General features: G+C 70.6%; 12 protein-coding genes. 10 read left to right on the top strand and 2 right to left on the bottom strand.

Annotated elements, in window-relative coordinates:
• The first annotated feature begins 140 nt into the window (after positions 1-140).
• From ABTZ59_RS13750 to ABTZ59_RS13720, 7 genes are all read left to right on the top strand, one after another.
• Positions 141-13,220 (top strand): non-ribosomal peptide synthetase, encoded by a 13,080-nt coding sequence (locus ABTZ59_RS13750; RefSeq protein WP_351395652.1) that lies wholly within the window; start codon positions 141-143, stop codon positions 13,218-13,220.
• A gap of 344 nt (positions 13,221-13,564) precedes the next feature.
• A complete protein-coding gene (locus ABTZ59_RS13745) occupies positions 13,565-13,993 on the top strand; it encodes a helix-turn-helix domain-containing protein (protein ID WP_351395649.1) in 429 nt (142 codons plus the stop codon).
• Between the two features lie 77 nt (positions 13,994-14,070).
• On the top strand, positions 14,071-14,517 hold the full coding sequence (locus ABTZ59_RS13740) for a hypothetical protein (RefSeq protein ID WP_351395647.1): 447 nt from the start codon (positions 14,071-14,073) through the stop codon (positions 14,515-14,517).
• Positions 14,514-15,719 carry an MAB_1171c family putative transporter gene (locus ABTZ59_RS13735; protein WP_351395645.1) on the top strand — a complete coding sequence of 402 codons (1,206 nt, stop codon included), beginning with the start codon at positions 14,514-14,516 and terminating at the stop codon, positions 15,717-15,719. Before ABTZ59_RS13740 ends, ABTZ59_RS13735 begins: the two co-directional genes overlap by 4 nt.
• A complete protein-coding gene (locus ABTZ59_RS13730) occupies positions 15,716-17,149 on the top strand; it encodes an amidase (RefSeq protein ID WP_351395643.1) in 1,434 nt (477 codons plus the stop codon). Before ABTZ59_RS13735 ends, ABTZ59_RS13730 begins: the two co-directional genes overlap by 4 nt.
• 441 nt (positions 17,150-17,590) lie before the next feature.
• On the top strand, positions 17,591-18,190 hold the full coding sequence (locus tag ABTZ59_RS13725) for a hypothetical protein (protein WP_351395640.1): 600 nt from the start codon (positions 17,591-17,593) through the stop codon (positions 18,188-18,190).
• A 240-nt stretch (positions 18,191-18,430) separates the two neighbouring features.
• On the top strand, positions 18,431-19,588 hold the full coding sequence (locus ABTZ59_RS13720; RefSeq protein ID WP_351395637.1) for a site-2 protease family protein: 1,158 nt from the start codon (positions 18,431-18,433) through the stop codon (positions 19,586-19,588).
• A gap of 55 nt (positions 19,589-19,643) precedes the next feature.
• On the opposite strand, the gene ABTZ59_RS13715 is transcribed toward ABTZ59_RS13720, so the two are convergent.
• On the bottom strand, positions 19,644-20,174 hold the full coding sequence (locus ABTZ59_RS13715) for a carbonic anhydrase (RefSeq protein WP_351395634.1): 531 nt from the start codon (positions 20,172-20,174) through the stop codon (positions 19,644-19,646).
• Here ABTZ59_RS13715 and ABTZ59_RS13710 point away from each other — a divergent pair.
• Positions 20,167-20,328: a hypothetical protein gene (locus ABTZ59_RS13710; RefSeq protein WP_351395631.1), complete on the top strand. Its 162-nt coding sequence runs from the start codon at positions 20,167-20,169 to the stop codon at positions 20,326-20,328. The two genes, ABTZ59_RS13715 and ABTZ59_RS13710, sit on opposite strands and share 8 nt — an antisense overlap.
• A 39-nt stretch (positions 20,329-20,367) precedes the next feature.
• Here ABTZ59_RS13710 and ABTZ59_RS13705 read toward each other — a convergent pair whose 3' ends face one another.
• On the bottom strand, positions 20,368-21,693 hold the full coding sequence (locus tag ABTZ59_RS13705) for an NsdA family TPR-like regulatory protein (protein ID WP_351395629.1): 1,326 nt from the start codon (positions 21,691-21,693) through the stop codon (positions 20,368-20,370).
• 276 nt (positions 21,694-21,969) lie between these two features.
• Between ABTZ59_RS13705 and ABTZ59_RS13700 the strand changes: the two genes are divergently transcribed.
• Positions 21,970-26,283 carry an nSTAND1 domain-containing NTPase gene (locus ABTZ59_RS13700; RefSeq protein WP_351395626.1) on the top strand — a complete coding sequence of 1,438 codons (4,314 nt, stop codon included), beginning with the start codon at positions 21,970-21,972 and terminating at the stop codon, positions 26,281-26,283.
• Positions 26,284-26,443: 160 nt separating this feature from the next.
• Positions 26,444-26,854 (top strand): hypothetical protein, encoded by a 411-nt coding sequence (locus ABTZ59_RS13695; RefSeq protein ID WP_351395624.1) that lies wholly within the window; start codon positions 26,444-26,446, stop codon positions 26,852-26,854.
• The last annotated feature ends 71 nt before the right edge of the window (positions 26,855-26,925 follow it).

Raw genomic sequence — 26,925 nt, 5'->3', positions numbered from 1 at the left:
GTATCCGGCTGATGGGCGGCCTCCTTTGCCGTGGCGGTTTTGGATGAGCCCGAAACCGGGGCGGGCCGGTGCCTTGCTGAGCCAGGCTTTCCTTCACGGCCCGGTCCCGACCAGGCGCGGAAACCGAAAGGATGTTGGCCATGTCGGACGACGGCGTCCAGGTAAGTGCTCTGTCCTCGGCGCAGCGGGAGATCTGGATAGCGCAGTCCCTGCGGCCGGAAAGCCCCCTCTACAACGTGGGCGAGTATGTCGAGATCCGGGGCCGGCTCCGGCAGGGCGTCTTCGAGCGGGCCCTGCGCCGGACGGTCGCGGAATGCACAGCCCTGAACATCGGGTTCACCCCCGTCACGGACACGGCGGGTCTCTTCGCCGAGGACCACGGCGACTTCACCCTCGGACGGGTGGATCTACGGGCGGCCGCCGATCCGCGCGCCGCCGCCGAGCGGTGGATGAGGAGTGATCTTGAGCGCCCGGTTCCGCTGGGGAGCGGCCCGCTCTTCGGGTTCGCCCTGCTCCGACTCGCCGACGACCTCTTCGTCTGGCACTGCCGCTACCACCACATCCTGACCGACGGCAAGAGCCTCCAGCTGATGGTGCGTCGGGTCGGTGAGCTCTACGCGGCGCTGGAATCCGGAGCGCGGACGCCGCGCCCCGTCTTCGGTGGTTTCTGGGAACTCCTCGCCGAGGACCGGGCGTACCAGGAGTCGGCCTCCTTCGCGCGGGACCGTGACTTCTGGCGGCACCAGCTGCGCGATCTACCGGAACCGGTCGGCCTGGCGCGACGGAGCGCGCCCTACGCGGGATTCCGCCGGTTCTCCGCGAGCCTGTCGCCGGTGGACACCGGGAGTCTCGACGCTGCCTGCGAGCGGGCCGGGGTACGGCGTTCCTCCATGCTCGCCGCTGTGGCCGCGGCCTACTTGCACCGGATGACCGGAGAGCGCGACGTGGTCATCGGTCTGACCGTTGGCGCCCGGCGCACCCCGATCGCCCGCACCACACCCGCCGTGCAGTCCAACGTGCTGCCGATCCGGCTGTCCACGGAGCCGGGCGGATCCCTCGCCGGACTCGCCCGGCAGGCCGAACGGGTGATCGGAGCGGCCCTCGCCCACCAGCGCTACCGCACGGAGGACATGCGCCGTCATATCGGCCAGGCGCGAGCGGGCGCGCCTCTGTACTCCCTGCTCGTCAACGTCATGAGGCTGGACTACGGTCCGGTCTTCGGACCGTATCCGTCCGTCGTGCGCAATCTGGCCACCGGCCCGGTGGACGACGCGGCACTGAGCTTCACGGACCGTTCGGACGGCCGGGGCCTCGTCGTCGACTTCGACGCCAACACCGCCGTCTACACCGACGGCGAGGTGAGCGGACACGGGAGCCGTATCCACCGGTTCCTGCTCCATGCCGCGGGCGGCGGGGAGTCCACCGCCGTACGCGATCTGCCCCTGCTCTCCGCGGAGGAACGGGATGTGCTGCTCGACGCGGCGGGCACGGGGCGAGCCGGCGACTCGTACACCGACGCACCCAACACCCCACCCTCTGACCCCGGTCCTGATCGGGGGACGCGCATCACGGCGGCCGAACTCTTCGAGCGGGTGGCCGCGCGGCAGCCGGACGCTCCCGCGCTGCGGGGCGCACAGGAGAAGCTGACCTATGAGGAACTGAACGCCCGTGCCAACAAGCTCGCCCGGCTGCTCATCGAGCACGGGATCGGTCCGGAGCGGCGGGTCGCGCTGGTGATGCGGCGTTCCGTCGCGTTCGTCGTGTCGGTGCTCGCCGTATGGAAGGCCGGTGGCGCGTATCTGCCGGTGGATCCCGGCTATCCCGCTACGCGCGTCGCGTTCATGCTCGCGGACTCCGCTCCCGCGCTGACACTGACCACGTCGGACATCGCCGCCGAGGGTGTGGCGCCGCTGGGATCACTGGTACTGGACGGCCGGGGAAGTGTCAGGGACGGAGGTGTCAGGGACGTAAGTGTCAGGGACGAGAGTGTCGGGGACGGGAGTGTCAGGGACCTGCTGGAAGTACCGGCCGGGAACGTACGGGACGACGAGCGGCGCGGGCGCCTCATGGCCGAGCATCCGGCCTATGTGATCTACACATCGGGTTCCACGGGCCGCCCCAAGGGTGTGGTGGTGACCCACGCGGGACTCCCGAACCTGGCGAAGACCCAGCACGGCCGCTACGGCGTCGGTCCCGGCTCGCGAGTGCTCCAGTTCTCCTCCACCAGTTTCGACGCCGCGGTGTGGGAGCTGGCCGCGGCCCTGCTCAACGGCGGTGAGCTGGTCCTCGGAGTCGAAGGCCCACCTCCGGCGGGGCCCGAACTCGCCGGGCTCTTCACCGCCCACGGAGTGACGCACGCCGTACTGCCACCGGCTGTCCTGGCCGGTGTGCCCGGCGGCGGCATACCCGCCGGTACGACCCTGATGGTGGCGGGCGAGGCATGCACGGCGGAGCTGGCGTCCGGCTGGGCGTCGCACACCGTGCTCCACAACGGTTACGGCCCCACCGAGGCGACGGTGTGCGCCACCATGACCGATCCGCTCCCCGGCACGGGAACACCCTCGATCGGTACCGCCACGGAAGGCACCGGTGTCTACATCCTGGACGGCTTCCAGCGACTGGTGCCGGTCGGGACGGTGGGCGAACTGTGCCTGAGCGGACCCGGTCTGGCCCGGGGCTACCTCCACCGGCCAGGACTGACGGCGCGGCGCTTCGTCGCCCATCCGTACGGCGCTCCCGGCTCCCGGCTCTACCGGACCGGTGATCTGGCGCGCCGGCGCCCCGACGGAACGATCGAGTTCGTCGGTCGCGCCGACGATCAGGTCAAGATCAGGGGACTGCGGATCGAACTGGGCGAGATCGAGGCCGCGTTGACCGCCCATCCCGCCGTGCGCCAGGCCGTGGCCGTCACTGACGAGATACGTAACGGCGCGAAGCGTCTGCTCGGTTACGTCACCCTCCATGAAAGACAGCGGGCGAAACCGGTCGAGATCACCGCGTTCCTGGAGAGCCGGCTGCCCGCCTCCATGGTGCCGTCCGTCGTCATCGTGCTGGACCGGCTGCCACTGACACCGAACGGCAAGCTCGACCGGGCGGCATTACCGGCGGCGCACACCACCACCGGCGGCGCCGCGGGGCGGCCACCGCGTACGGAACGCGAGCGCGTCCTGCTGACACTGTTCACCGAGACACTGGGCCTCAACGCCCCCGTCGAGGCCGGCGCCCCGGCCGCTCCGGGAGTGGAGGACAGCTTCTTCGCCCTCGGCGGTGACAGTATCCTCGCCCTCCAGCTCATCGCCAGGGCCCGCGAGCACGGCCTCGTCCTGACCACCCAGCAGATCTTCACCGGTAAGAGTGTGGCGGCGTTGGCCCGTATCGCCGCCACGACCGGAGCGTCCGACGACACTGTCGCGGCGGACGAGGCATGCCCGGCCCCGCTGCCCCCGGAGGAGATGGCACGGCTGGTGGCCCGCCATCCCGCGCCGGCGCGCTTCCTGCCGCTGACCCCACTCCAGGAGGGTCTGCTCTTCCATGCCCTGCGCGACACCTACCGCGCGGGCGAACAGGACCCGTACGCCGTGCAGTTCACGGTGGAACTGCGCGGACCGATCGACCCGGAGCGGCTGCGGGCCGCGACGGTCGCGTTGCTGCGCAGATATCCCAACCTGGGCGCCGCCTTCCTGCACGAGGGCCTGTCACGGCCGGTCCAGCTGATCCGCGACGAGGTCGCACCCCGCTGGCGCCACCTCGACCTGACGGCGGTCAGCGCGCCGGAGCCCGGGACAGGGCCGGAGCCCGGGACAGGGCCTGGGCCAGGTCCAGGGACAGGTCCAGGGCCGGAGACAGCGACCGAACGGATCCTGCTGGAGGAACGCACCCGCCGGCTCGACCCGGCCCTCGCCCCACTGATCGGCTTCACACTGATCGCTCTGGAGCCGGAGCGGCATCTGCTCGCCCTGACCAACCATCACCTGCTGCTGGACGGCTGGTCGGTCCCCCTGCTGCTGGGCGAACTGATCGCGCTGTACGGGGCACAGGACGCCCCACCGGACCTGCCGGAGGTCACGTCGTACGACCGCCACCTCGCCTGGCTGGCGCGGCAGGATCGGGCAGCCGCGCAGGCCGCCTGGCGCCAAGCCCTGGAAGGCGTCGACGGGCCCACCCTGCTGGCCCGCCCGGCCCGGCGCCCGGCGTCGGAGGGTCCGGGCACGAGCGCTCCGACGCCCCCCGCGCACCTCACGCGCGAGCTGTCCCAGGAGCTGACCGACGCGATCGGCGCGATGTGCCGCTCCCACGGGATCACTCTCGGCACGGTCGTACGGACCGTCTGGGCGCTGCTGCTCGGTGCCCTGACCGGACGACAGGACGTGGTCTTCGGCGGCACCGTCGCCGGGCGCGCCCCCGAAGTGCCCGGCTCGCGGTCGATGGTGGGCATGTTCATCAATACGATCCCGGTCCGGGTGCGGATCGATCCCGCCCAATCGCTGCTGGCCCTGATGGCCCGAGTGCAGCAGGAGCAGGCCGGTCTCGGCGCGCACCAGCACCTCGGGCTCACCGACATCAACAGGGCCACCGGCCACGCCGAGCTGTTCGACACCATCACCGTCCTGGAGAACTACCCCCTGGATCCCGAGCGGATGGGCGGCGCCGGTCTGCGGGTATCCGGGATCGACGGCCGGGACGCCACCCACTACCCGCTCGGTCTGGCGGTCGTCCCGTGGTCGCGTACACGGCTGCGGATCAGCTATCTGCCGGACCGCTTCGACGACGGCGAGGTGCGCGACCTCACCGAACGGCTCGTCCGCCTGCTGGAGACCGTCGCACACCACCCGCGGCGGCGCGCGGGTGCCGTGGATCTCCTGTCGTCCGACGAACGGCGGCGGGTGCTTGAGGAGTTCAACGAGACCGGGCGGCCGGTACGGGCACTGCCGCTGCCGGTCCTCTTCGCCGAGCGCGTGGCCGCCTCGCCCGGGGCACCGGCGGTGCTCGGCGCCACGGAGCCGCTCACCTTCGCCGAACTGGACGACCGCGCCAACCGGTTGGCCCGGCTGCTGGTGGCACGCGGGCTGGGTCCGGAGGACCGGGTGGCGGTCGCCCTGCCCCGATCGGCCGCGCTGATGGTGGCCCTGCTCGCCGTGCTGAAGACCGGCGCCGCCTTCCTCTCCCTCGACACCCGCTATCCGGCCGAGCGCCTCGCGTACATGCTGGCCGACGCGCGCCCCGGCATGCTGCTCACCGGTCGCGCGTCACTCGCGATCCCGGCGCCGCCTTCGCACGACGCCCTGGCGGCCGCGCTGGACCGCGCGGCGACCGGGATCCCCGTCCTGACCGTGGACGAACCGGCGACGGAGCGCGAACTGCGTGACACCCGCGGTGCCCCTCTCGCCGCCACCGAGCTGCGCGAGCCACCGCACCCGGACCACCCCGCGTACCTCGTCTACACCTCGGGTTCCACGGGCCTGCCCAAGGGTGTGCTGGTCTCCCACCGGGGGCTGGGAAATCTCGCGGCCGCCCACCGCGAACGCTTCGGCATCGCGCCGGGCGACCGGCTCCTGCAATTCGCCTCCCCCAGCTTCGACGGGTTCATCGCCGAGTTGGCGGGCGCCTGGCTCGCCGGGGCCGCCGTGGTCGTGGCGCCCGCCGAACAACTGCTGCCAGGCCCCGAACTCTCCCGGATCGTGGCACAGTACGGCGTCACACACGCGGTACTGCCACCGACCGCACTGAGTGCCCTGCCCGACGGAGCGCTGCCCGCCGGAACGACCCTCGTGGTGGCGGGGGAAGCCTGTCCGCCGGAGCTCGTGGCCCGCTGGTCGCGGGGGCGCCGGATGATCAACGCCTATGGACCGACCGAGACCACCGTGTGCGCCACGCTCAGCGAGCCGCTGTCCGGGGACAGCCTCCCGCTGATCGGCACTCCCTTGCCCAACACCCGCGTGTACGTGCTCGATCCGGCGCTGCGCCCCGTCCCGGTCGGCACAGCGGGTGAGCTGTACATCGCCGGAATCGGCCTGGCACGGGGCTATCTGCGCCGACCGGGCCGGACCGCCGAGCGGTTCGTGGCGGACCCGTACGGCGAGCCGGGAACGCGGCTGTACCGCACCGGAGACCTGGGACGTTGGGACGCCGAGGGACGGCTGGAATACCTCGGGCGCACCGACCAGCAGGTGAAGGTACGGGGCTTCCGCATCGAGCCGGGCGAGATCGAATCGGTGCTGACCCGCCGTCCGGAGGTGGCCTCGGCCGCCGTCGTCGTGCGCGAGGACCGGCCCGGTGACCGCAGGCTGGTCGCGTACGTGGTGGCGGCCCACGGTGCCGAGGCGGACCCCGCGGTCCTGCGTGAGGAGGCGGCACGGGTGCTCCCGGACCATCTGGTGCCCTCGGCCGTCATGGTGGTGAAGGCGCTGCCCCTGACTCCGAACGGAAAGCTGGACCGCGACGCGCTCCCCGCTCCCGAGACACACGGGACCGGCGACGGCCGACGGCCGGAATCCGCCCGGGAGATCCTGCTGTGCGCGCTGTTCACCGAGGTGACCGGAGCGCGGGCGGTGGGCGTGGACGACAGCTTCTTCTCGCTGGGCGGGGACAGCATTCTCTCCATCCAACTGGTGGGACGCGCACGGGCCGCGGGGCTCGTCCTCACCACACGTGAGGTCTTCGAGCACCGCACGGCCGCGGGACTCGCGCGGATCGCACGCGACGTGGCGAGTGAGGAGCCGCGCGCGGCGGGGGCGGACAGCGGTGACCTGACCCCGACCCCGATCATGGAGTGGCTGGCCGCGCTGGGTGAGCAGGCCGTGCGCGGCTTCTACCAGTCGGTTCTGCTCCGCGTCCCCGCGGGCGCCGGACAGGACAGGCTGGCCGCGGCGCTCGACGCGCTGCTCGACCGCCACGCGATGCTGAGACTAAGGGCACGGAGGGACGCGGCGCCCGAGGCGGACACGAGGGTCGGGAAACCCGGAGCGGAGCCGCGCGGGGCAGTCGGCGGGCCCTCCGTCGACGGCCTGGAGATCGGGCCCGCCGGATCCGTACGCGGCGAGGACTGCCTGACACGGGTCCGCGTCGACGGCACCGGAACTGACGGCACCGGAACTGACGGCACCGCAACTGACGGTCCCGGAACTGACGGTCCCGGTACCGACGGCACCGGGACCGACCGCACCGGGACCGACGAAACCGACGTGTCATGCCCGGGAGAGCCGACGCGGTGGGCGGAGCTCGTCGCCGAACAGACATCGGCCGCGCTCCAGTCGCTCGACCCGTGGAACGGCTCGACACTGCGCGCGGTCTGGTTCGACGCCGGCGCCGACGTACCTGGACGGCTGCTCGTCGTCATCCATCATCTCGCCGTGGACGGCGTCTCCTGGCGCATTCTGCTCCGCGATCTCGCGGACGCCTGGCACGCGGCGGCCGAGCGGCGTCCGCTGCGTACCCCCGCCCCGGTCACCTCCTTCCGCGACTGGGCCCGGCTGTTGCGCGAACAGGCACAGGGACGTACCGCCGAGGCCGGCCGCTGGGAGGCCATGGTGAACGGGGACGATCCGCTCATCGGCCGCCGCCCACGTGATCCGGCACGCGACACCGTCGGCCACTCCCGGTCCCTGACCCTCACCCTTCCGCCAGGGCCGACCGCCGCGCTGCTGACGCGCGTACCGGCCGCCTACCACGCCCGGGTCCCCGACGTCCTGCTGACCGCACTGAGTCTGGCGCTGGCCGACTGGCGGCGCCGCCAAGGATTCGGGGACGGCGACGACGTACTCCTGGACCTGGAGGGCCACGGCCGTGAGCAGTTGGCGAACGGCGTTGATCTCAGCGCCACCGTGGGCTGGTTCACCAGCCAGTTCCCCGTGCGACTGTGCCCCGGTCCACTGGACTGGGGCGATGTCCTCGACGGGTCCCCGGCGCTCGGCCGCGCGCTCAAGGAGGTCAAGGAACAGCTCGCGGCCCTGCCCGACCACGGCATCGGATACGGGCTGCTCCGCCATCTCAACCCGGCCACGGCGCGACGGCTCGCACGGTACGAGAGCCCGCAGATCGGATTCAACTATCTGGGCCGCTTCACCGTGACCGAGGGGGCGGACTGGCAGCCGGACCCCGCCTTCGGTCCCCTCGGCGGCGGCTCCGACGACAGGATGCCGCTCCCGCACACACTCAGCCTCAACGCCCTGACCGAGGACCGGACGGACGGGCCACGGCTGACGGCCGTGTGGTCGTGGGCGGGCGATCTGCTGGAGGAGGCCGCCGTCAGGGATCTCGCCGAGTCGTGGTTCGCCGCGCTGGGCGGCCTGGTCCTGCACACCGCACGGACCGGTCAGGAGGGCGGGCCCGGTCATGGCCGCCACTCGCCCTCGGACTTCCCGCTGGCACGGCTGTCCCTTGACGAGGTCGAACGGATCGAGGAGGCGGTGCCCGGCGTGGTGGACGTATGGCCGGCGACAGGGCTCCAGCAGGGGCTGCTCTTCCACACCGTCTTCGACGAGACCTCTCCGGACGACTACCTGGTGCGGCTGAGCGTCGGGCTGGAGGGTGCGCTCGACGCCGCCGCGCTCCGGGCCGCCGTCGAAGCCCTGTTCGTACGGCATCCCAATCTGCGTGCCTGCTTCCTCCACGGCGGTCTGTCCGAACCGGTCCAGGTGATCCCCGACCGGGTCGAACTGCCCTGGCGCGAGGTGGACCTGCAGGCCGAGGACGAGGCCGCCCGCGCCGAACTCCTTGAGCGGCTGACGGCGGCGGAGTCCGCACGCCGGTTCGCACCGGACGAGGCGCCGCTGGTCCGCTGTCTGCTGGTGCGCCTGGGTCCCGCACGGCATCGCCTTGTCCTGACGCTGCATCACTTGTTGCTGGACGGCTGGTCGATGCCGCTGCTCACACGCGATCTGCTGCGTCTGTACGACAACGGCGGGGACCTCGACGCGCTGCCCGAGGCGCGTCCGTACACCAGCTATCTGGCCTGGCTCGCCCAACAGGACGGCGGCGCCTCGGCGGCGGTCTGGCGGACCGCGCTGGACGGGATCACCGGCCCGACTCTGCTGGCGACCGCGGGGGCGGGAGACATGGGTGCCGATCGGGTCGAGCACACCGTCCGGGAGTTGAGCGAGGAGCGGACCGCCGCGCTGGTCGAATTCGCCAGGGAGCATGGTCTGACGACGCACACCGTGGTTCAGGGCGTGTGGGCCATGGTGCTCGGACAGCTCACCGGCCGGGACGATGTCGTCTTCGGTACGACCGTCTCCGGGCGCCCCTCCGCCGTCGACGGCGTGGAGGAGATGGTCGGCCTGTTCATCAACACGGTTCCGGTACGGGTACGGATGGACGCCGCGGCCTCACCGCTGGACCTGTTCACCCGCCTCCAGGCCGACCAGGGCCGGCTGCTCGATCACCATCATCTGGGGCTCGGCGCGATCCAGCGGGGCGCCGGAACCGGGCAGCTCTTCGACACTCTCTTCGTCTACGAGAACTACCCCCTCGATCCCGGGGCGCTGCGGTCGGTCTCGAACCGGCTCCGCGTGAGCGGCTTGCACGGCGGCGACGGCAATCACTACCCGCTCAGCGTGGTCGTGGTGCCCGGTGAACGGCTGTGCGTGCGGTTCAACCACCGTCCCGGAGCCGTGGGCGGCCACCGGGTACGGGCCGCGGCCGACGCGATGCAGCGGCTGCTGAGCGTGGTGGTCGAGCGATACGGCGAACCACTGTGGTCGACGGCCCTCAACGGCGAGTGCGGGCGCCTCGGCGAGGAGGCCCACCCCCATACGCGGGCTCACCACCGCACCCCCGCGCATGGCGGCGATCCGCTGCCCGTCCCGGCTTCGCCACAGGGACGGATCCTGTCACGGCCCGAGTCGACACGGTCGACCCTGCCCGAACTGTTCGAGACACAGGCCCGAGCGAATCCGGAGGCGACCGCGCTGACCGACGGCGCCGCGTCGCTGACCTATGCGGAGCTCAACGGCCGGGCGAACCGACTGGCACGGCGGCTGGTCGGGCACGGCGCCGGTCCCGAGAAAGTGGTCGCACTGGCTCTCGACCGGAGCAACGATCTCGTCGTCGCGCTCCTCGCGATCCTCAAGAGCGGGGCGACCTACCTCCCGGTCGACCCCGCCTACCCACGCGCACGCATCCGGTTCCTCCTGGAGGACTCCGCCCCGGTATGTGTGGTGACCTCGGCCGCCCTGGCGAAGACACTTCTTCCCGTACCCGGTCAGGAGGGCGACGACGCGGGCGGAGGTCCCGTGGTCGTCCTTGTCGACGAGCGGGACCCCAGCGGGCCGCCGAGCGGAAACATCTCCCCCGACCTCACCGACGCCGATCGGACGAGCCCGCTCGCCCCCGACCACGGCGCGTACATCATCTACACGTCCGGTTCCACCGGCACCCCCAAGGGCGTCCTCGTCTCGCATGCCAACGTCGTCCGGCTGTTCACGTCCACCACGCACCTCTTCGCGTTCGACGAGACCGACGTATGGACGCTGTTCCACTCCTACGCGTTCGACTTCTCGGTGTGGGAGATCTGGGGACCGCTGCTGCACGGCGGCACCCTGGTCGTCGTACCGTACGAGGTGACCCGGGCCCCGGACGAGTTCCTGGAACTGCTGGTGGAGCAGCGGGTCACCGTACTCAGCCAAACGCCGTCGGCGTTCTATCAGCTTGTCCAGGCCGACCGGGCCCGCCCCGAACTCGGTGACCGGCTCGCGCTGCGGTGGGTGGTGTTCGGCGGGGAACGGCTCGACTTCGCGCGGCTGGGGGAGTGGTACGGGCGGCACCCCGAGAAGGCACCACGCCTGGTGAACATGTACGGCATCACCGAGACCACCGTCCATGTCACCCATACCGAACTGACCGCGCGGGATTCCGAGGAGCGCGCCTCCGCGAGCCGGATCGGCCGTCCGCTGCCGGACCTGCGGGTGTACGTCCTCGACCGCTCATTGCGGCCGGTGCCGCCGGGGGCCCTGGGCGAGGTGTATGTCGCCGGACCCGGCCTCGCGCGGGGCTACCGGGCAAGGCCCGGGCTGACGGCGCGACGTTTTGTCGCCGACCCGCTCGGCGCCCCGGGCGAGCGCATGTACCGCACCGGCGACCTCGCCCGCTGGAGCGAGGACGGCGAACTGCTCTACGAGGGGCGGTCCGACGGGCAGATCAAGCTGCGCGGTTTCCGGATCGAGCTGACGGAGATCGAGAACGTTCTGAGCGGCGCGGAGAGCCTGGCGAGGGTGGCGGTCGTCCTGCGGGAGGACCGGCCGGGGGAACCGAGGCTCGTCGCCTATGTGGTGGCCGCGCCCGGCGCCGTGCTGCCCGGGACCGCCGAACTGGGCGGCTACGCGGCCGACCGGCTGCCGGGGCACATGGTTCCGTCGGCCTTCGTACCGATGGCGGAACTTCCACTGACCGTGCACGGCAAGCTGGACCGCGCGGCTCTGCCCGCCCCGGACTACGCCTCCATGTCCACGGCGACCACGCCGCGAACGCCGACGGAGGAAGTCCTGTGGGAACTGATGGCGGACGTGCTCGGCGTCGACCGGCTGGGTGTGGATGACGACTTCTTCGCGCTCGGCGGTGACAGCATCATGTCCATGCGGTTCGCGGATCTCGCCCGCCGGGCCGGATTCACGCTCAGACCGAGGGACATATTGGAGCGCCGTACGGTCGCCGCCATCGCGGCGGTCGCCGTCCCATTGGAGCCTCGGCGGCCGCACACCGCATCCGGCGATGGGACCGGGAGCCTGCCCACGACGCCCGTCATCGAGCGACTGCGGCACGAGGACGCCCCCATCGACGCCTATCACCTGTCGATGGCGGTCCGGGTGCCCGCCGACGCCCAGGCACCCCATCTGATCGGCGCGTTGCAGGCGGTGATCGACCAGCATGACGCTCTGCGGATGCGGCTGACGCGCCGTCCCGCCGAGGGACCAGGCCCCCGGCGATGGTCCCTGACGATCACTCCCCGGGGATCGGTACGGGCGAAGGACCACTTCAGCCGCACCGTCGTCGCCGCCCCCGACACCGACGGATGGACCGGGACACTGAACACGGCCTCCGCCCGGTACCAAGGCGAACTGGATCCGGCGGCCGGGCACATGCTGCGCGCGGTCTGGCTGGATCCGGGCCCCGGCCGGTCCGGCCGGCTGCTGATCCTGCTCCATCATCTGGTGGTGGACGGCGTCTCCTGGCGGTTCCTGCTGCCGGACCTGGAGCGCGCCTACCGGGCCCTCGGCGCCGGTGAACGGCCCGACCTGGGTGACCCACCGGTCAGCTTCCGCCGTTGGGCGCACAGGCTGGCCGAGGAGGCCCTCAGACCGGAACGCGTCCGCGAACTCGCCTTGTGGGAAGGGATGTTCGCGGGTGACCGACTGTCACTGGGCCGTCGCGGGCTCAGCCCGGCCACCGACACCGCGGCGACCGCGCGGGGGATCGCCCGGGACCTCTCCGAGGCGGAGACCGAGGCGTTGCTCGCGCTGTGCCGAGCCGTCGAGGTGGAACTGCACGAGATGCTGTACGCCTCCTTCGCGATCGCGGTGGCGCGTGTGCGGGGCGACGGGAACGGGGACGGGGACGGGAACGGGGACGGGGACGGCGGGGTACTCGTCGATCTCCAGGCCCACGGACGCGAGGCGCTGGCCGACGAACCGGAACCGTCGTCCACGGTGGGCTGGTTCACCGCCCAGTTCCCGCTGCTCCTGAACCCCGGCACGTCAGCGGCCGACGCTGACGACGGTGCCCGTCCCGACGCCGGTACCGGTGACCGTGCCAACGCCGTGGACCGGCTGGCCGGGGCCGCCGTCCGCGTCCGGGCGCAGCTGGCGGCCCTGCCCCAGCACGGCCTCGGATACGGCCTGCTGCGCTATCTCAACCCGGACACGGCCGCACGGCTGGCGGAGCTGGGCGATCCGGAGATCGCGCTCAACTACCTGGGGAGGTTCAGGGTCGGTGACCTCTCGGCCTGCTGGGAACCCACCGGCGAAGCGGGAGGCGCGATGGGGGGTGGCGCGGACGCCGCGATGCCGCTCAACCGTGCCCTGGCGCTCACCGTCGCGGTCGAGGAACGGCAAGGAGGACCGCGGTTGGCGGCACGCTGGACCTGGGCTCCCGGCGTCCTGCCGGACAGCGACGCCAGGGCCCTGGCCGACGAGTGGTTCGAGGTACTGCGCGCCGCCATCGACTCCGCCCGGACGACAGCCGCGACGAACACGGCACCCCGCACCCACGAGGAGATCCGAACGGAATGACAACGCCGTCGGCGTGTGCCGTACACCGTGTTCGGTGACCAGATGGCCGTGGCGGGAGGGCATCGGGGTCGACGCCTTCGCCGCGGCAGGTGAGGGGAGCGCCGGGGCGCGGGGTGGCCCCGGCGGGCGCGGCGGCGGTGCCGAGGACACCGGCGACGACGAGCGGGCCCGCCCTGATCGGCCGGGTCCGCGAGCCGGGATCGGCGCCCTTGCGGTGCCATGGCGGGACGATAGGCTCGATCAACCGCAGTTGATACCGGGGCTGAAGTGGGGCCATATACCGCCTATGTGGCAAACAGCAGTGAATGGGACAGGGGGCCCTGATGGCGGCGGCGGAGTCTGACGTGCCCGAAGTGCCAGGAGCGCACCCGGTCGCCGGGGAATCCTTCGCGAGGCGACTGAACCGGCTGTTCGACGTCGTCCACCCGAAGGACCGGGGCGCGTACACCAACGCGGAAGTCGCCGCGGACATGGGCGTCTCAGCCGTGCTGGTGTCGCGGTGGCGTACCGGACGGGCGGCCGATCCGCGGCGCGGTCAGATGGAAGGGCTGGCGGGGTTCTTCGGAGTTCCGCCCGCGTACTTCGTGGAGAACGAGACCGCGGGGAAGATCACCGACGAGCTGGAGATGGTGCGTGTCATGCGGGAGAACGGAGTACAGCGGGTGGCTCTCCGAGCGGCCGGACTCTCACCCGAGAGCATGAAGACCGTCCTGACGATGATCCATCACGTCCGGGCGTCAGAAGGGCTCCCGCGGCTGCCGGACGAGAAGTAGCGAGCCGTCACAGGAGAGAGCGAAGCATGGAATCACCCTTGCGGCGTACCTGTCGGCTACTGGTGGAGAATCTTGACGTGCCCTCGACCGTCACCAGCGTCCGCGACCTCCTCCCTCGTATCGAGGAGGTCTCCGGCCGGCCCATCCGCCTGGAGCCGACGGTCACCAACACCGCCGAGCCGTGCGGCATGTGGGTCCGCACCACAGACGTGGACCACATCTTCTACGACCCACGGACCAGCCCCGCCCACGCGGACCACATCATCGCCCATGAGCTCGGACACATCCTGCGCGGTCACAACAGCCTGGCCGCCGCGCCCGAACAGCCCGTCACCGAACGGTTCTTCAACACGCTGAATCCGGAGACCGTACGCATGATCCTTGGCAGGACCACCTATGAGTACAAGGACGAGGAGGAGGCGGAGACCATCGCCTCGCTCCTCCAGCAGAGCATCCACCGCCGACTGCCGGACGCCGCGGACCGTGTGGCGCGCACCCTGCTGAACGGGAGGAACCTGCGGTGAAAGAGGTCCTGCACCCCATCTCGCTGACGTTCGCCCTGCTCGGACTCGCCCTGCTGCTGCTCCGGGCGCGGAGCTTCCGCGATGATCCCGCGCTCGCCGCGCTCGCCGCCGTATTCGCCCTGTCCGGGGCTTCGTTCGCGGTGTCCTTCGCTCCGGTGTGGACACGGGTGGACAAGGCGCTGGACGTGCCGAACGCGTCGGCCCTCATCGCGCACATCTGTGTCATCACCATGATCGGGTGTCAGCAGGTCATCCTGGCCTGCTGGGGACCGCCCGAGCGGACCCGCCGCACCATCCTGGTCTGGGGAGCGGCCTGCGCCGCCGTGATCGTCGCCCTTGTGGCGCTGTTCGCCAATCTCACCCCGAGCGCGTCGCGGCCGGTCGGCTTCACCGCGTATTTCGTGCACACGGACGTCTACCGGGCCTATCTGACCCTCTACATCGTGGCGTACGCGGTGGGTGAGGTGTGGCTGGCCCGAGCCTGCTGGCGGCACGCCCGCCGTACCGGCGCGGTGTGGGTGGCCCGCGGCCTCTACACCGTGGCCGTCGGATCGGTGATCACCCTCGGATACAGCGGGATCCGTATCGGGGGAGTGGTCGCCTCGCTGGCCGGCGGGAATCTGGACGAACTGGACGCGATCGCCTGGATCTGCGGGGACCTCGGCGCCGCCGTGGTCCTCCTGGGCTGGCTCGTGCCCACCCTCGCGCTGACCGCCGTCCGGCTGCGCACCCGCCGCCGCGAGCGCGACCAGTACCGGCAGTTGGGGCCGCTGTGGGAGGTACTGCACGCCCAGGCGCCCGGCATCTCCCTCGACTCGCCCCCCAGCCACGACGGCCTGAGCGACCCCGGCGTCGATCTGGGATGGCATCTCTACCGGCGCACGGTCGAGATCCGCGACGGCCAGCGCATCCTGCGCCCCCATCTCTCTCCCGCCGTACGGTCCGACGCGGAGACACGCCACCGGGCCGCCGGACTCACCGGCCAGGACCTCGCCCTCGCCGTCACCGCCGACCAGATCCGTCACGCACTGGACGCGATGGCCGCCCGGCACCCGCCGCAGACCGAACCCGCCGACTACGCGGAGATCCACGGCGCCACCGGCACCCCGGACGACAACCTCCGCGCCCTGCTCGGCATCGCCAGACACTTCACCTCCCACCGCGCCACAACCGCCCCCGTCACCACAGGAGATCAGCGTTGAGCGACCTCACCCAGCAGTCCGCCGTCGACCAGCTGCGCGCCCTCTCCGGCCGACAGACCTCGGCCCGCGAACTGGCCGAACTCCATCTGGAGGTCATCGCCGCCGATCCGGGCTTCAACGCGGTGATCACCGTCGACCCCGACGCGGTACGCGCCGAGGCGGACGCGGCGGACAGCCAGCGGGCCCGAGGGGGCGAACTGCCGTTGCTCGGCCTCCCGGTCGTCGTCAAGGACTCGCTGGAGACCCGCGGTCTGCGTACCACCTGCGGCCTGCCCGAACTGGCCGACCACATCCCCGACCGTGACGCGGACGCGGTCGCACTCCTGCGCCGCGCGGGCGCGATCATCCTCGGCAAGGCCAACGTTCCGCCGAACTGCCAGGACATCCAGACCTCCAACACGCTCTTCGGGACCACCCCCAACCCGCACGACCGTCTCCGTACGGCCGGCGGGTCCTCCGGCGGACCGGCCGCCGCCGTCGCCGCCGGGCACGCGCCGCTCGCCCTCGGCAGCGACCTGGCCGGATCCGCCCGGCTGCCGGGCCACTACTGCGGCGTGCACGCCCTGCGTCCCAGCCACGGCATCGTGCCCACCCGCGGCCATATCCCGCGACCGCCCGGCTGGGCCACCAGCGGCGACATGCTCACCCTCGCCCCCTTCGCGCGCACCGCGGCCGACCTCGACCTCGCCCTGGACGTCCTCGCGGCACCCTCGCCCAGGGACGCCACCGCTTGGCAGCTCCGCCTCCCGCCCGCGCGCCACGACGAGCTGCGCCACTACCGCATCGGGTGGTGGCCCGATGATCCGTTCTGCGCCGTCGACAGCGAGACGGGCCAACTCCTGGATCAGGTCGAGCAGTCGCTCCGTAAGGCGGGCGCCCGCCTGGACGCCGCGACCCGACCGGTCGACCTGGCCACCAGCAACGCCCTCTTCACCACGCTGATGTTCGCCACCGCCTCCGCCACCGCTCCGGAAGACGCCTTCGCCGCGGAGTGCGCCCAGGCCAACACACTCGCCGCGGACGACCGGTCCCCGTACGCCGCCTTCCTGCGCGGACGCACGAGCCGCCACCGGTCCTGGCTCCTCGCGCACGAGCAGCGCACCCAACTACGGGACGTCTGGAGCACCTACTTCGAGACCCACGACGTGCTGATCACGCCCGTCGCGCCGACGGCGGCCGTCGAGGACCAGACCGGCCTGCCGCCGACGGAGCGGCACATCATGGTCGACGGCCGGCGGCGGCCGTACTACGACCAGACCACCTGGACGAATCTCGCCGGCCACGTTCATCTTCCCTCGGTCACCGTGCCGATGGGGCGCACCCGTGACGGCCTGCCCATGGGCGTCCAGATCATCGGGCCCTACCTCGAAGACCGCACGGTCACCCGCGTAGCGGCCCTGCTCGCTGAGGCGGGTGGCCAGGACCGATGACCGACATCGGCACCACCGGCGGGCGCGTCGACGACGCCGGGGGTGCCATGTCCGGGCGAGGCGATGGGCCGGCGTGAAGGACCGCACCGTCGCCCAACCGGCCGTCGCCCAGCCGGGCTGTCGCCCGGGCGGCGGCGCGGGGCGAGGACATCATGCCGCCGGCCGGCCCCCGCATCCGCGAGCGGCCGGCCGAGGCGCTTGCCCGCGGCGGAGTTGAACCTCGGCGCGGACGACCTCGCTGTTCCACAATCGGTAACCTCGATTCTTTGATTCACGCGATGCTTCCCCGAGATTCGGGAGAATGGTCGCGTTCCCCGCAAGGTGATACCGGTCGGCCAGTACCGCTCGTAACCGAGAGCGCCTGCATATCGGGAACTGACCTGGCGTTTTCGTGATAGAGTCTCGATGAATTCACAGGATGCCACGAAAAAGGGGAATGGCGTGAATATCGAGAAGGTTGCGGCTCGACGTCTTACGGCCGAGGAGGTTTCAGAGTTGGGCCTCCAGGACGGCATCTTCGTCTCGGCGGAGATGGACGGCCTTCCTCTCGACTGCTACGCCCCGGCTTTTCTTACGGAGCCGGGTAAGAATTTCGAGGGAGGGTCCTTCACCGCGAGGACGATTTTCGACAAGGAAATACAGATTCTCCCGGACAATGCCGAAGAACGCGGAATCTGGATAGCCGACGAGGCAGGGGAAGAAATAGAGGTTCTCCAGAGTGCCGGCGTTCTGCTGAATCTCGCCCTCTTCGTGCCCAACGGGAGCAAGGAATCTCTGGAGGCGCTCTACACCGCCGCGCGGGACGCGTTCGGTGTGGGGATCGTTCAGCGCTGGAGCGAGGAAGTCGTCGCGGTACCGGACGTCAAGGTCGACCTGTACGAGGAGCCGATCCGGGGGCGGAAGGGCGCGAACAGCCAGAACCGCGACCGCCGCGCCTTGGACATCTACCCGACCCGAGTGCGGTTCCTGGAGCCCAGCGAGGGCTGGAAGTTCATTGTCGAGCCGCACAAAGAGGTCGTCGACGACACACCGACGATCTGACCTGATGGCAGCCTAGAGGCTGTTGTCAGTAGCTTCGCCTGACGCTCGGCCGGGGTCTCCCGGCCGAGCGTTTCGCGTGGCCGGGGACACACGCTTCGGATGCCGCACGGTGCTGATGGTCGCACCATGGGAGGACAGCCAGAGGGGAGGACAGTCAGGGGGAGGAAACCCGTGCGGGCGCCGCTTGTGCGGATCTTGCCGCTACAGCGGGCAGCACGCCGATCACACAGGGAGACCAACGTGCGAGCAACCTTCTCGCTCGGGCGGATCGCCGGGGTGAGGATCGGGGTTCACTGGAGTGTCCTGGTGATCTTCTTCCTCCTCGCGCTGAGCCTGGCACAGGTTCGCTTCCCGCAGGTGGAGCCCGGACACTCGCCGGCGTTGTACTGGGTGGCCGCACTCGCCACCTCGCTGATCTTCTTCGCCTCGCTCCTCGCCCATGAACTGGCCCACGCCATCGTCGCCCGGCGAAACGGGGTACAGGTCGACGACATCACGCTCTGGCTTCTGGGCGGCGTGGCCCGGATGAGATCCGAGGCGTCGACCCCGGCCGCGGAAGTGCGTATCGCCGGTGTGGGCCCCCTGGTCAGCCTCCTGCTCGGAGTGGTCTTCGGGCTCTGCGCCTGGCTCCTCCATCTCGGACACGCCCCGGGACTGCTCATCGAGGCGGTGACCTGGCTGGCCGTGATCAATATCCTCCTCGCCCTGTTCAACTCCATCCCCGCGGCTCCGCTGGACGGAGGCCGACTGCTGCGTGCCCTGCTGTGGCGTCGGAGCGGAGACCCGCTACGGGCGACGGTCAACGCGAGCGCCGCGGGACGCGCCTTCGGCTGGCTGCTGGTCGCGGCCGGCTTTCTGCTGTTCATCGTGACCCGCGACTTCGGGGGACTCTGGCTGTCACTGATCGGCTGGTTCCTCATCGCCGCCGCCACCGCCGAAGGACGTCAGGCGCATTTCCGGACCCTTCTGGCGGGTATCCCGGTGCGGCAGGCCATGACTCCCGACCCGGTCACCGTGCAGGGCGGCCTGACCGTCGCGCAGTTCCTCACCGATCCCCGCTACCGGTATCGGTTCTCGGCCTTTCCCGTGGTCGGTGCGGGAGACAGGGCAGCTGGGCTGGTCACCCTGGACCGGGCCAGGCACGTCCCCGAGGAGCAGCGGGACTCCCGTACGGTCGCGGACGTGATGCTGCCGCTGGAACAGGCCACCACCGCGGCCCCGGACGCCCCCCTCGCGGACCTCCTGCCGCGTATCCAGCCCGGCGCGGAGAATCGAGTGCTGGTACTGGACGACCACCGGCTCCTCGGCATCATCTCCTCCAGTGACATCAGCCGAACGGTCACCTGGCTGATGGCGTCCCGCCAGCAGACCGGGGGATGGCGGAAACCGCGGCAATGACGCGAGCGGTCGCCCGACCGGACAGGACCTGACCCGGACAGGACCTGACGAAGCACTACGGGGCGACGAGCGTGGTGAGCAGGCCGGTCTCCAGGTCGTAGAGGTGACCCGAGACCTTGACGTGGGAGGACAGGTGCGGGCTGCTCCGGAGCAGGTCGACGTCCTTCCGCAGTGTCCGGGCGGGCTCGACCACGGCGAGATCCGCGATGGTCCGGTCGTCGTAACCGAAGCGCGTGACAAAGCCACGGCGCAACTCGTCGTCGGCGAACAGACCGGATCCGCAGTCGGTGTGGTGGATGACGGCCAGATCGAACCAGTCGGCATCCGGCGTCTTGACCTCGTGGAGATAGCTGATCCACGCCACGTCCTGGAGGGCGGCGGGGGTCACCCGGCCGCCCACGTTACGCAGGATGATCGCCTCACCCAGCTCGACCCCGAGAATGGCGGCCGGTTCCACCCGTGGATCGATGCAGGTGATCACGTACGTCTGCTTGAACGGGACGAACGGGACGGCGGGCACGTTGAGCCGGGCATCGGTCTCCGCGAACCTCTTGTTGCGCTCGATGAACGTCGAGAAGTTGGACACAGGCCTCACGTTGGCACAGGGAGCGCGTCTTCGCGATCGCGAGCTCCCGGATGCCGTCTACATCGACTCGGCCGGCGCCACCACCATCGTCAAGCTCACGACCAATCGCACCTTCGGCACCCGCAGAGCGCTGCCGTTCCACCCTCGGAACTGACCGAGCCCGATTGGCGCGAGACCGTATCTGCCGCTCGAATCAAGCTGCTTCACGAGCGCGATCATAGATTTCACGTGCCGTTGAGTTCGCCCGATACGGGCGAAGAAGAGGGGCGATTGTCGCAACCTGCTCGTCAACTCTCCCAGAATGGATAGTGGGAACCTCTTCCAAGGCTTTGCCCCAGGTGTCGCAAGCCGCTTCGAGGTGCCCTATTCCTAGTTGCCTTTCGGCCAGCAGGAAGCTGAATCGGATTGCCGACCTTCGGCTATCACTCGAATCACGAAGACGGAAATGTGATTGCAGTGATTCCACACTGCCGGGAACGTCGCCGAGTTCGAATCGGACTTGGGAAATATGGTAGGCAAGGGTCGAAGAGTTGTAGGACCCGAACGTCTTTGAGCGGGACTCCGCCTTTTCTACGGACGCTTCCGCCTCGCGAAGGTACATCAGAGACTTAGACCGGTCGCCCATTTGGGCGCTGGCGTGGGCCTGCTGGCCGGCGAGGAATGCCCGCATTCGCGGTCCTGCCTCCGGGGAAGCCGCTGCGGCAGCGTCGGCAAGCCGCATTGCATGTCGTCCGTGCCGCAAATCAACAGCCTGCACACTCATGCCCCGAAGCGTCGTGCAGAAGGTCAGATGATCCTCTGCTGCCCCCGCGAGTTCCAGTGCCTTCAAATAGTAGCGTTGGGCTAGCCCGTGGACTCCCTCGTCCACGGCCATATATCCAGTGAGATAACACAGGTCCGACGCGGCGGCCATCATTGCTTTGCGAACAGACTCCGGAGCTTCCGCCCGCAGATAGGGTGCAACGGTGTTCACGAGGAAGGCAGCCGCCATGGGGCGCGCGTGGCGGCCGCCAAATTGATCATCGAGACCGGAAATTCGCTCAGTCATGGCAGTGATCATGTTTACGTCGGGCATTCCCATGCGCTGCGCCTGTCCCTTTTGGACGGCCTCCATCCGGCCGATAACGTCAGGCCAGTCGGGAATGGTAAGGGCAACAGAGAACAACCCCGCGCCGAGAATGCTACGGCGTGAGGGGTCCATGTCTTGCCTCCCGAGGTCTACCAGCCCTTCAACGGTAGTCGGGTGGCTGTTGGACTCTTCCGGGGGTGCCGGGAATCCGGCCTCCGAGTGCGTGATGGGGCGGAGCAGTCTCCGGGCGAGTGCTTCCAGAACCAGCGGCCGAACAGTCTCCTTCGGCAGGTGGCCGCTCAACCACTGGTGCACTGACGGTTGTTGGTACTTGAGAGGGGTTCCACGCTCGGTTCCGATGCGGTTGACCTCTTGGGCGAACTGCCGCAGGGTCCAGCCGCTCTCGCGGTACAGCCGCTCAAGTCCGGCGTTCGGCTGTCGTGTCGTCACTGGTCCCCAACTCCCGTGCTCTGACTGCTTAACGCTCTTAACTCCTGCCCCCCTTCCCAACGGTACCGCTGTGCGTGGTCGGACGGTTGCCTAGTGCGAGCACGGCCACCGCAAGGGATGACACCGCACGGAGGGCCCGGAGATGGAGGCCCCGCGGTCACTCCGGCCGAGAACTGAAGTGACCGTGAAGATGCCAACGGGCATACTTGGTAACGGAGTTGGACCTAGGTCCTGTCCGGACAGGACCCGAGGGGGCGCGGTGACGCGGAGGTCTGGATGACGGGGACGGGTACGGGGGACGGGTCACGGAGTCCCGAGGAGGCACTGGCCGCTGCCGTGGTCCGGGTCAAGGGCCCCGGCGGCGAATTGGCGGGAGCGGGTTTTCTCGTGTCCCCCGAACTGGTGTTGACCTGCGCCCATGTGGTGAACGACGCCCTTGACCGGTCTCGTGAGGACACTGTGGCGGCGGGCACCGAGGTCTTCGTCGATCTGCCCTTCGCCGAGGGCGGCGGCGCGGCGGAGGTCGTGCGCTGGGTGCCGGCACGGGCGGACCAGACCGGCGATATAGCGGTCCTCCGGCTGCGGGCGCCGATTCCCGGGGCCCGCCCGGTGAACATGGCCGACACCGAGCGGGTGTGGGGCCATGACGTACGCGTGCCGGGCTTCCCGCGTCGCTCCCCGGGCGGCGTCTGGCACTACGGACGGCTGCGCGGCGGCACCGCCGAGGGCTGGATCCAGCTGTCGCAGGCGGACCCGCACGGCCTGCCCGTCGAGCAGGGGTTCAGCGGCAGCCCGGTCTGGGACGAACAACTGCGGGCCGTGGCCGGCATGGTGGTCGTGATCCAGCCCGGCGGAGTCCAGCAGAGCTTCCTGATACCCACCCGCACGCTCGTCGCCGAGCTGCCCGAACTGTCACCCGTGGTCCGCCCCGCGTCACCGTACCGCGGCCTGTCCACCTTTCAAGAGGCCGACGCGGACGTCTACTTCGGGCGGCGGGACGACATCGCCGATGTCACCGCCCTGCTCCTCGGCTCCCACCCATGTGTCACCCTCGTGGGCCCCTCCGGCAGCGGCAAGTCCTCGCTCGCCCGCGCGGGGGTGGTGCCGCGGATGCGTGAGCGCGGCCATGTCGTCCTGGTGGTGCGCTCCGGTGAGGGCGGCTCCCTGCGGGCGGCGCTCGCGTCGGAGCTGGTCACGGCCGTACGTCCCGGACTGCGCGGGTCCGCCAGGGCCCAGGAGGTACGCCGGCTGGAGGACCTGCTCGCCGAGCGCGGCCTGATGGACGCCCTGCGCATGACCGGCGGGGAGTGGGAGCGGCGCCCCCTCGTTCTGCTCGATCAAGGCGAAGAACTCCTCGCCGGACCGGACAGCGAGGTCGAGGAGGCCGTACGGCTGCTGTTTCCCGCGCACCACCCCGACGGACCGCGGGTGTGTGTCACCCTCAGATCGGATTTCACGGACTCGGCCCTCAACCACCCGCTGCTCGGCCCGGCACTCGGCCGCGGCCAGGTACGGCTGCTCGCCCCGATGTCCCGCGCCCAGTTGGAGCGGGTGATCCGGGGCCCCCTTGAGGCGACGCCCGCCGTGACCTACGACGACGGACTCGTGGAGCGGATGCTCGACGACGCGGGGGACGGCCCCGGCGCGCTGCCCCTGCTGGGCTTCGTGCTGGCGCAGCTGTGGGACGGACAGGCCGCGGGGCGGCTGAGATTCGATACCTATCGTGAAGTCGGCGGCGTGCAGGGCGCGTTGGGACGGTACGCCGAGACCGTCTGGCGGCAGTGTGTCCGCGAGGCCGACGAGACCGAGGCCATGCGGCTGCTCACCGATCTCGTCCGGTTCCTGCCGGGCGGCGAGGCCCCGATGCGCAACGTCCTGAGCCGGGAGGAGGCGGGGCCGGAGCGCTGGCGGATCGCGACCGCGCTCGCCGAGCGGCGGCTGCTCGTCCTGCGCGGCGGCGACGGGGACGCGGTCACCGTCGAACTCGCCCACGAGGCACTGATCGGTGCCTGGCAGCGCCTTGAGGCGCGGGTACGGCAGGACCGGAAGTTCCTGGGCTGGCGGGCGGAGCTGCGGCACGACGAGGAGCGCGGGCAGCTCCTGGAGGGCGAATCGCTCGCGGAGGCGGAACGGTGGGTGGAGCTTCGGGGTCTCGAACTGACCGACGCGGAGCGGCGGTTCATCGACCGCTCGGTCGAGCGGCGGATGGCGCGGGAGGACCGTGTCCGGCGGCGGGTGCGGCAGAAGCGGTGGTTCATCGGCGGCCTCGCCGTGCTGACGGTGCTCGCGGTGGTCGCCTCAGGGCTTTTCCTGTCGCGCAACGCGGAGTTGGACGGGCAACTGCGGCGGGCGGCGTCCGAGCAGTTGGCGGTGCGGGCCGAGCAGCTTGACGACGTGTCGGTGGTGACGTCGGCGCTGTTCTCGGGGGCGGCCTACCGTACGGCCGAGGAGCCGGAGGCCCGCACCGCGTTGATCAGTCAGTATCTGCGGCTGCGCCATGTGGAGCGGGTGGTGTGGGACAACCACGCCCCGGTCCGTGATGTCGCGATGAGCGAGGACGGCAAACGCGTAAACGTGGGCATGACCTCGGGCGACGCGGTCGGTCTGACCCTCGGCAAGGACACGGTGGACGAGCGCGGCCTGCCGACAGGATCGAGGATCGTCACGCTCTCACCCGACGGGCGGATCTTCGCGCGGGCGTCCGTCAACGGGAAGGTGTCCCTGGGCATCCCTCCCGAAGGCCCGGAAGGCCTGGAGAGCAAGGGTGACTGGCGCACGGTGGTCCTGCGGGACGGCGACGCCGTACGGAAGAACGCTCGCGCGGCCGTCGACCTCCGTTTCGACGGTACCGGGGACAGAGTGCTCGCCGCGCTGCCCGGCGAAGGCGTCCTGGCCTGGGAGTCCGAGAGCGGCCGGCGCGTGGGCAAGGCGCTGCGCGCACCGACGGGATGGGAGACGGCCGAGGCGTGGTTCGGTCCCGAGGGAACCGTGATCGGCCGGATCACCCAGGAAGGCGCGGCCGCGGGGGCCGAGGGCCGCCTGGTCCGCTGGAACCTCGCCAACGGCGAACGCGATGCGGCGACATGGGGAACGGACCGGACCGGGCCCGTCACCGTGAGCGGCGACGGCCGGACGCTGGTGCGGTGCACTCCCGAAGGGGTTCTCCAGTCCTGGGACCTGACCGGCAGTCCGAAAGTGCGCCATCAGTACAGCAGGAACCAACTGGGCCTGGTCTGCCCGCTGTATGTGCCGCGGCTGGACCGGACCGGCCGCTTCCTCATCAACCCGGCACAGCGCTTCGGTCCCTCCCTCGGGAGGTTCCGGTTCCTGGTACTCGACCTGATGCAGGGGCGCCCCGCCACCCTTGACCTGCCCGCGCCCGCCCAGCAGGACGAGTCGTTCACCGGCGGCTCGCAGCCGCTCGCCATGGCGCTCACCGGGCCGCCGGGCAATCTCCGGGCCGTGGTCGGCGTCGGCGCGACGGTGATGGTGGCGCGTGTTCCGGAGCCGTCCTCGTTCGACACCGCCATGCTCACCGCCCGGATCAGGACGGTGGACGCCGACCACAATCGCGTCATCAGTGTCGACGCCGACGGCAATGGACTGCGTCTGTGGGACCTGCGTGCGCACAGGCTGCTGGCGGCGGTGCGGCCGTCCCGTCCGCTGGCCGCCCTGTACGGCGCCTACAGCCCGGACGGCAAACGGGTCCTCACGCCCGCGGCCGACGGCCGTACCGTCCTGGTCTGGGAGATGGACGGGGGCACGCTCAAAGAGGTGGACCGGATCGATCTGCCACGACCGCCGGACATCGACCCGACAGGTCCCGACCCACGCTCCGGGCGCACGCCGGCCTGGGTCAACATCAGCTTCGACGGGCCGGACCACGCGGTGATCTCGGCGTTGTCGTACGTCGTGCGATGGGACCTCGCGCGGGGCCGGGAAGCGGGCACGGCCTACCGGCCCAGGGCTCAGGAGTCGGTTGAGGTCTCGTTCGCGGCCGCCGGCACCTGGGCGATGGCGCGCCCGGGGCATGGGCAGGCGGCTGTGCGCACGGCCACCGGGGGCTACGACATCGTGATCTGGGACTTCGAGGAGGGGCGGGAGGTCGCCTCGATCGAGACGAAGGGGTTCGGCGCCGTCAAACAGCTGGGCTTCGACCCCACGGGACGGCTGCTCGCGGTGCTGACCTACGACGGTGGCGTTCGGGTGTGGGACATGGACAAGGAGGGCAAGGACAAGTGGCTCACACCGCTCGCGTACCGGGGCGTCCAATGGCTCGCCGGCTTCGCCTCGGAGTCCACCCTGAGCACCCAGAGCACGCTGAACGAGTACACCACCTGGGATGTGCGCAGCGGCACCGAGCGCTACCACTTCACACCGGGGTACGGCGCGACCGCCGATCTGACCCAGGACGGCAGGTTCATGGGCCTGGTCGACGGGTCGGACGGCCACATCCTCGAACTCGACCCGGAGCGATGGCTGGAGAAACTCTGCGCGGTGGCGGGGCGGGGTCTCTCGCGGGCGGAGAAGTCTCTGACACCTCCGGGCAGCAGGACGGACCAGGTCTGCGACCAGGCCGGCGCGGATTGAGGCAGCGCCCCCTGACGGGCGCTCGACTGGACCGCGAGACCGAGCCGGTCGTGGGCCCGTTCCCCGCGTGGGCGTCATGAGTGTCCGTACTCATGCGCGTGGGACTTCCTTCACGGCACACTGTCTGTGTCATGACAAGTGATCGGGAGGGGCAGGCGTGATGCGTGCGAGAGGCATGGTGGCCGTAGCGGTGGTGGCGGTGTTCGGCCTGGCGGGGGTGGGAGCCGGGCCCGCCGTGGCGGCTGGGGGCCTACTGCCCCACCCGGGTCCGGACGGCCTGGTGTGGGTGGAGGAGATGACGGGAGACGGTGGAGTCGCGTCGGGGGGCGCGTGGGATGGACTGCCGACCGTACTCACCGTGGCCTGCGAGGGCGGCGGCGATGTGGCGGTGACGATGGAGTCGCAGGGGGCGCGGGTGGCCGAGTTCACCGTGGACTGTCCTGTCGGCAGTGCGGGTGTGGGCTCGGCGACCATGGACGCGGGTGTGGTGCGGCCCGGATCCTTCACGGTGGGGGTCGACGCCTCGCACGACGATGTCCGATGGGCCCTGACGGTGACGCAGCCCGAGTAGAGACCCGCCGGAAGCGTCCGGGTGCCCGAGCCCTGCCGTAATGGGGCGCGGCTGCCGGATCTCACGCCACG

Source organism: Streptomyces sp. NPDC094034 (assembly GCF_040303865.1).
Lineage (GTDB): Bacteria > Actinomycetota > Actinomycetes > Streptomycetales > Streptomycetaceae > Streptomyces.
This window is presented reverse-complemented; position numbering and strand designations above follow the sequence as displayed.